Origin of the sequence: Acinetobacter sp. AYS6 (assembly GCF_025630795.1) — a bacterium.
GTDB lineage: Bacteria > Pseudomonadota > Gammaproteobacteria > Pseudomonadales > Moraxellaceae > Acinetobacter.
In genome coordinates, this window is the sequence record NZ_JAOTNV010000010.1 from 163,296 (window position 1) to 171,293 (window position 7,998).

6 protein-coding genes are annotated in these 7,998 nt (G+C 40.7%); 2 read left to right on the forward strand and 4 right to left on the reverse strand.

The window, feature by feature from the left end; translation table 11 throughout:
- Positions 1–23 precede the first annotated feature (23 nt).
- The 3 genes from OD757_RS16495 to OD757_RS16505 form a co-directional block, all read right to left on the reverse strand.
- A complete protein-coding gene (locus OD757_RS16495) occupies positions 24–1,253 on the reverse strand; it encodes a CaiB/BaiF CoA transferase family protein (RefSeq protein WP_263032530.1) in 1,230 nt (409 codons plus the stop codon).
- 52 nt (positions 1,254–1,305) lie between these two features.
- Positions 1,306–2,628 (reverse strand): MFS transporter, encoded by a 1,323-nt coding sequence (locus OD757_RS16500; protein WP_087090317.1) that lies wholly within the window; start codon positions 2,626–2,628, stop codon positions 1,306–1,308.
- A 227-nt stretch (positions 2,629–2,855) separates the two neighbouring features.
- Positions 2,856–4,076, reverse strand: a complete 1,221-nt coding sequence (locus OD757_RS16505) for an acyl-CoA dehydrogenase (protein WP_263032531.1) — start codon at positions 4,074–4,076, stop codon at positions 2,856–2,858.
- A 245-nt stretch (positions 4,077–4,321) separates the two neighbouring features.
- On the opposite strand from OD757_RS16505, the gene OD757_RS16510 reads away from it, so the two are divergent.
- A complete protein-coding gene (locus OD757_RS16510; protein WP_016802768.1) occupies positions 4,322–5,269 on the forward strand; it encodes a LysR substrate-binding domain-containing protein in 948 nt (315 codons plus the stop codon).
- A 103-nt stretch (positions 5,270–5,372) separates the two neighbouring features.
- On the opposite strand, the gene OD757_RS16515 is transcribed toward OD757_RS16510, so the two are convergent.
- Positions 5,373–6,548 (reverse strand): zinc-binding dehydrogenase, encoded by a 1,176-nt coding sequence (locus tag OD757_RS16515; protein ID WP_032004334.1) that lies wholly within the window; start codon positions 6,546–6,548, stop codon positions 5,373–5,375.
- Positions 6,549–6,949: 401 nt separating this feature from the next.
- Here OD757_RS16515 and add point away from each other — a divergent pair, with 401 nt between their 5' ends.
- Entirely contained in the window at positions 6,950–7,945 is a 996-nt protein-coding gene (gene add / locus OD757_RS16520; RefSeq protein ID WP_263032532.1) for an adenosine deaminase, read from the forward strand.
- The last annotated feature ends 53 nt before the right edge of the window (positions 7,946–7,998 follow it).

A 7,998-nucleotide genomic window follows, 5' to 3' on the forward strand; every position in this document is an offset into this window, starting at 1 on the left:
ATCACATTAAAAACGACAATAGCTTAAGCAATTTCCCCATCAATAATGCCCTTTTCTTTTAACGTAGCTAGCTCTTCTGCTGTTTTAAATCTCGATAAGATTTGAGCAGTATGTTCACCCAACTCTGGCGGTGCGTGATGGTATTCAACTGGAGTATCAGAGAGTTTGATCGGTGAACCAATGGTTTGAAAGTTTTCATTTAAACGATGAGGAATACTCACCACCAAATTGCGATGTACAATTTGTGGTTCAGCCAAAGCATCTTCAATAGAGTTGATGACACCTACGGGAACTTTAAGCGCATGAATCATCTCGACCCATTCTTTAGCAGTTTTCTGCAAAAAGTGCTCCGACAATAAAGGAATCAGTTCATTTCTATATTTGACGCGGTCCTGATTACGGACAAATTTTTCATTTTCGAGTAACTCTGGATAACCAATCGCAACACACAAATCTTTAAACTGTTTATCGTTACCGCAAGCAATAATAAATTCTTTATCTTTAGCCTTAAAAGTTTGATACGGCACAATACTCGGATGTTGTTTACCCATGCGCTGTGGGGCCTTACCAGAAGCTAAATAGTTCATTCCCTGATTTGCCAGTGCCGCGACCTGTACATCAAGGAGTGACATATCAATATACTGACCACGTCCCGTGTGTGAGCGTGCAATCAATGCGGCTTGAATGGCAATGGTTGAATACAAACCAGTTTGAATATCTACCACAGCCACACCAACCTTTTGTGCACCACCACCAGCCACATCATCAGGCTCGCCAGTAATGCTCATTAAGCCAGACATACCCTGAATAATAAAATCATAACCGGGTTCTTCTGCACGTGGGCCATCTTGCCCAAAACCGGTAATCGAACAATACACAATGTTCGGGTTCAGCTCACTTAATGACGCATAGTCCAAACCATATTTAGCCAAAGACCCTGTCTTATAATTTTCAATTACCACGTCGGCAGTCTTGGCAATTTCATAAATTAAGGCCTGACCTTCTGATGTGGTAATGTCCACCGCAACCGAATATTTATTGCGGTTGGTACACTGGAAATAACCAGATTCACGAGTCATGTTTCCATCTTGATCGGGCATCCATGGTGGCCCCCACATGCGGGTGTCATCACCGACTCGAGGGCGTTCAATTTTAATGACTTCCGCGCCAAGGTCTGCCAAGATCTGTCCGCACCATGGCCCCGCAAGCACACGACTTAAATCTAAAACCCGAATTCCTTGTAATGCACCCATAACGATACCCTTATCTTTTTAGAAGGTGCTCAACGCACCTTCTTGTCATTGTTTATGATTGTTTTTGTGGATCGTACTGACGATCTTTAATAAATAAGCCTGGCAATACACCCGCAACAAAATATGCAGCGCCCATCACAATAAAGGCCATAGTAAACGTACCGCCCGATGCCAAGAATCCAATGGTGGCTGGTGCAATCGCTGCCCCGACACGACCAATGTTATAAGCACCACCAATGGCTGTTCCGCGCACGTCGGTTGAAAAACTTTCAGCCATATAAGTCGCGTTCACACCATATGGAATGCCATATAAGAAGCCAAAAGTGATTAATAAATACAAAATGTTGTCAGGGGTATTGAAGAAAATAATAATTGGCAAGAACACGGCACTGGCAATTGTTCCAAACACAAAAACAGCACGGCGGTTAAATTTGTCTGCAAGATAACCCGCTAAAATTTTGCCTAGAATCATTGCTGTATATGAACCCACCATATAACTGGTTAAGTTTTTAAAGTTCATATGCACTTCTGTTTCTAAATAACTTGGCATCCAGTTGTTAATGCCGTAATAACCAAACTGTAAGAAGAATGCTGTGGTCATCCACAACAAAAACATTTTACGGTGTTTAAAGTTATTAAAAATTTGCTTATAAATACTGCCACTTTTCGGCTTTTCAGCCACCACCATTTCTTTAGGTTGTCTATTGCCTTGCAAGCTTTCAATTTTGGTGAGCTGCCAAGATTTTGGCTCTGGTACAAACCGTTGCAGGAAAATATTAACGAAAGCAGGTACTACGGTCAGGAAGAATAAAACACGCCAGCCATGATCTGGAATAATTGCGCCAGCTAATAACGTCGCTGCAATATAACCTACGGTCTGACCCGTCTGTAATGTGCCCAATACCGTTGTACGGTAAGTGGTTGGCACATATTCAGCCATTAAGGTATTACAAGCCATATAGAGTGCTCCGATTCCTAAAGCACCAATAAAGCGTAAAGCCATAAATTGCTCGAAGCTTTGCGTAAAGCCCAATAAACAGGTCGCTACCGAAAAGAAGGTTACAGAGTTGGCAATGGTTCGTACACGACCAAACTTGTCACATGCCCAGCCACCCAAAATGCCGCCAATACCCATCCCAGCCAAAGAAGCACTACCTAAGGCACCCGCTTGAAAGGTACTTAAACCAAACTCCGCCTTTAAACTGGTCAAGCTATAAGACAGCAGCATAATATCAATGCCATCGACCACCATCGCAAAATAGGCAAATAACAACGCCCATTTCCAGGTATGAGGTCCAATCTTTTCATATGTTCCAAGGTTACTTGGAAATGTAGTTCTTAATTCTTTCGATATTACTTGAACGTCATTGTTCATCTTTAGTTCCTCATTTTCCCAAATGAGTCATCGATAGCTTACTTATGTTTTCTGTATGACTTAATCTTCTATAATTTTCATCATTTTACATTTAGTTTTAAGTACACAGAGGCACATCTTTACATGAGTATCCTTACGATGAATCTTGTCATTTTCCATAAATTTTTGCGCAAAAATCCCTAAAGGTGCTCCCGAAAGAACACCTCTATCTTTTAAAAATGAATGAATTAGTTACTAAATGCGGCAATGCCTGTTTGTGCACGACCTAAAATCAAGGCATGAACATCATGTGTGCCTTCATAGGTATTTACGACTTCAAGATTAACCAAATGACGTGCCACACCAAACTCGTCACTAATGCCGTTTCCGCCCATCATGTCACGTGCCATGCGAGCAATATCAAGTGCCTTTCCGCAGTTGTTACGCTTAATTAAAGATGTGCCTTCAACTGACGCAATGCCTTCATCTTTCATACGACCAAAACGTAAAGCCACTTGCAAACCTAATGCAATTTCAGTTTGCATATCAGCCAGTTTCTTTTGAATCAATTGATTTGCAGCCAACGGGCGACCAAATTGTTTACGGTCCATGGTATATTGATGTGCAGTATGCCAGCAGAACTCGGCAGCACCCATCGCGCCCCATGCAATGCCATAACGAGCGCTATTTAGACAGGTAAATGGGCCTTTTAAACCTCGAATTTCAGGGAACGCATTTTCTTCAGGTACAAAAACGTTATCCATCACAATTTCACCTGTAATGGATGCGCGTAAACCGACCTTGCCATGTATGGCAGGCGCAGATAGACCTTCCCAGCCCTTTTCTAAAATGAAGCCGCGAATATCACCAACATTGCCTTCAGCAGAAACTTCTTTTGCCCAGACTACAAATACATCGGCAATTGGGCTATTGGTAATCCACATTTTTGCGCCACTTAAACGGTAACCACCATCAACTTTTTTAGCACGGGTAATCATACTGCCCGGGTCTGAACCATGGTCAGGTTCAGTCAAACCAAAACAACCAATATATTCACCCGTAGCCAGTTTAGGTAAGTACTTCTGCTTTTGCTCTTCAGTACCAAATTCATGAATTGGAACCATCACCAATGAGCTTTGCACACTGGCCATAGAGCGGTAGCCTGAATCGACATATTCAATTTCACGCGCAACCAAACCATAACTCACATAGTTCAAACCCGCACCGCCGTATTGATCAGGAATGGTTGGACCCAGTAAGCCAAGCTCTCCCATTTCACGAAAAATAGATGGATCTGTTGTTTCATGACGGAATTGTTCAAGTACACGTGGTTGCAAACGTTCTTGGCAATAGGCGTGAGCAGCATCACGAATCATGCGCTCATCTTCGGTAAGCTGTTGCTCAATTAAAAATGGGTCTTGCCAGTTAAATTGAACTTTTGCTTTTTTTGTTGTCACCATGTGATTCATCGCATCCTCTGCTTGATTTGATCTTCTTTATTTAACTCGATGTTATGCGTGAAAAATGCAGTAATCAAACGATAAATGTTCATGCAGATATGCGACTTACGCATATTTAAAATAAGATGCATTAAATTAAGATATTTAATTGGTTGTATTTCATTAAAAATGGCTTATTTTTATACTAAACTCTGATATCTGCATTTAGGTCATATGCTGTTTTGAAATATGACGACAAATAAAAGGATTTATTTATGCGAAGAAGCATCCCTTCCATTCAGGGTCTAATTTGCTTTGAAAGTGCAGCAAAACATCTAAGTTATACCTATGCTGCGCAAGAGCTATGTATTACTCAAAGCGCCGTCTCTCGCCAAATTCAACAATTAGAAGATTTCTTGGGCGTTGAACTCTTTATACGTACTCGGCATGGTGTTGAACTCACCATTGCAGGTCAGCAGTATTTTAAAAGTATTAAGCCCTATTTATTGGGTTTAGAAAAATGTACGGCCGATGTGATTTCTCATAAAGGTTTAGGTGGAACATTAAAGTTAGGCGTGGTGCCTACCTTTGCAACGCGCTGGCTGTTACCCAAACTTCATCTTTTAAATCAAAAACACCCTGAAATTACAGTTCACTTAGAAACCAGTACCAAACCTTTTTTATTTAATGACAATATTTTTGACGCAGCTATTTTTGCAGGTACTCAGCAGCAAATTGACCACTGGCCCGGCATACAAGCACACTATTTAATGGATGAAGAAATTGTACCTGTATGCTCACCAAGGCTCATCGAAAAGTATTTTCCAGATGCGGTGATGATCAATGAAAATACCTATGATCTAAGCTCAGAAGATTTACTCAAAATCCCCCTACTTCAACAAACCACTCGGCCTAGCATTTGGCAAGAATGGTTTCTAACTCATCACATGCAACACCCGAAACCTTTTGATGGACAACGCCATGAGTTATTTTCAATGCTTGCGGTTGCTGCAAGCCATGACATGGGAATGGCCTTAATTCCACAAATGTTGATTGAATCTGAACTACAAAAAAAAGAACTGGTGATTGTTTCCAATAAGAAACTAAAAGGTAGCCGAAAATACTATCTCATTCACTCAAGCCAAGACATCTCACCGACTATTCAGAAATTTGTTGAATGGATTTACCAAGAGCTAGAACAACTAAAGAGCAATACAAATTAGCTCAGCAGGTTTTATTTATGCTCAATATTGCGCTCTATACGCATAAAAAAAGATTGTGATTAATGAGATCACAACCTTTTAGTTATGCATAAATGACTTTGAATTAATGACTCATTAATTGAATATCTGAACCACTACGTTTTGGATCAATCAAGATTTTGGCATGCTGTTCAGGATCACGTAATGCTTCAAATGCGCTTGTAACGCCCTCTAAACCGACAACACCGGTAATGAGCGGTGAACAATTCACTTTACCTTCCGCAATCATGTGTAGTGCATCTCGGAACTCAAGCGGTGTATAGCCCAACACGAACTGAATTTCTAACTCTTTATTAATTGCAAGTGCGGGTTCTATTTTGTCACTTTGCATGCATACCCCCACCCCAACAATTCGGGAAAATAAAGGTGCACCTTCAATAATTTGCTGCAAGACACCTGGTACGCCCACGCATTCAAAAATAACAGGACGTTTTGGTAAAGCACCCAATTTATCAATCATGCGCCATCCATGCCACCAAGGTAAGCGTGTCGCTTGCAACTTATCAAAAAGTCCCATGCCCATATTAATCGCGTCAGAAACATTGCCAAGCAAACCAAACTCTTTCCAGTTGGCAAATGGCGACGTCTCCTTAGGGTCAACCACAATATCGGCACCACATTGCTCGGCAAGCTTACGGCGGTTTGGTGAAAAATCGCTGGCAACCACAGTTTTAACCCCAGCCGCTTTAAGCATTAATATGACACCTAACCCAACAGGACCACAGCCAATCACAATCGCAGGTTCACCAGTTTTCACACGGCTACGACGAACGGCATGCAATGCAACCGCCATAGGCTCAGTCATGGCAGCACTATCTGCATCTAGACCGTTGGGTACTTCAAACATCAAGCTCGATTGAGCCAATACTTGCTCGGCATAACCGCCCGAAGCATTTGGAGAAAGCCCTGTAGATAAATAACCATGCTGATCTACATTTAAAAGAGGCATTGCACAAACGAGTGTATCGGCTTTAAATTTATGACGTGTTTTTGGACCGTAGTCTAAAACCTTGCCACAAAATTCATGTCCTAGTACAAATGGGTCTGTAGACTTCGCTAAACCATTAAACCCGACACGTGCAGCCAAATCATGCATGTGATCACAGTGATGCTGCATATGTAAATCTGAACCACAGATCCCACATCGCACCACTTCTAATAAAACCTGCCCTTTAGCAGGCGTTAATTTCGGTTGGTCCACCACTTGTAATTTTGCTTGATGACAAAGTACCGACTTCATTTGAGCGCTTCCTATTTCTTCTTTTTCATTTACTTGCCAGAAATAGATTTCTACAGATAAATTAATCGCTTTATCAGTTTGGTCTTTAGCAAGCCTTTATTCATCTTTACAACTAAAAAGCAAAATACCAATGACCATTCTTCAGCCAATCTATTGTTGAAGAGTCAACAAAAACAGGCTCAGCGAAATTAAAAACAGTAAAAATCTTAGTGTTTGTATCTTACACAGACTGCGTTGTCTTCTTAGGCCAGAACAATGTCATCAAAATTAAAACTTATATAAATATAGTAAGTTCAAAAAACTCAACTCAACGCTTTTCACAAAAACATAGCAAATCCAAACTTTTATCAGTGCATCTAAACAGGCATGATGAATTAATAGCAACAGATAAGAAGAAATCTATGATTACAAAAACGCTTCCCCTTACCGATATACACCGCCACCTTGATGGCAACATCCGCATTCAAACCATTTTAGAGTTGGGGCAACAATACCATTTAGATTTACCTGCTTATGACATTGAAACGTTACGACCACACGTACAAGTGATGGATAATCAACCTGACTTATTAAGTTTTTTATCTAAGTTGGATTGGGGCGTAAAAGTATTAGCGAGTTTAGATGCCTGCAAACGCATTGCTTTTGAAAACATGCAAGATGCAGCACAACAAGGCCTAGACTATGTAGAACTACGTTTTTCACCAGGTTATATGGGAATGACACACCAACTCCCGCTCGAAGGTGTTGTTGAAGCTGTGATTGCTGGAGTAAAAGAAGGCAGTCAAGCTTACGGCGTAAAAGCGAATTTAATTGGCATTATGAGTCGTACTTTTGGTCAAGAAGCCTGTGAAAAAGAATTAAATGCCCTGCTTTCCCATAAAAATGATATTAAAGCTTTGGATCTTGCTGGAGATGAGCTTGGTTTTCCGGGCAATTTATTTATTGAGCACTTTAAAAAAGCGCGTGATGCAGGTTGGCATATTACAGTACATGCAGGCGAAGCTGCTGGTCCAGAAAGTATTTGGCAAGCTATTGAAGAATTAGGTGCTGAACGAATTGGACATGGTGTTAAAGCAGTTCAAGATTTAAAACTTTTAGATTATTTAGCTAAACATGAGATTGGTATTGAATCTTGTCTCACCTCAAATATTCAAACAAACACAGTGCCTTCTTTAGCAGAGCACCCATTAAAGACATTTTTAGAACATGGTGTACTTGCCACCATTAATACAGATGACCCTGCAGTAGAAGGTATTGAGATACAACATGAATATTTAACTGCTGCCCCATTAGCAGGTTTAAGTCCTGAGCAAATTTATACAGCTCAAGAAAATGGACTTAAAATCGCATTTCTATCAGATCAAGAAAAACATGAGTTAAGACAGAAATATCAATAACAGAGAACAGAGAACAGAGAACAGAGAACAGAGAACAGAGAACAGAGAACAGA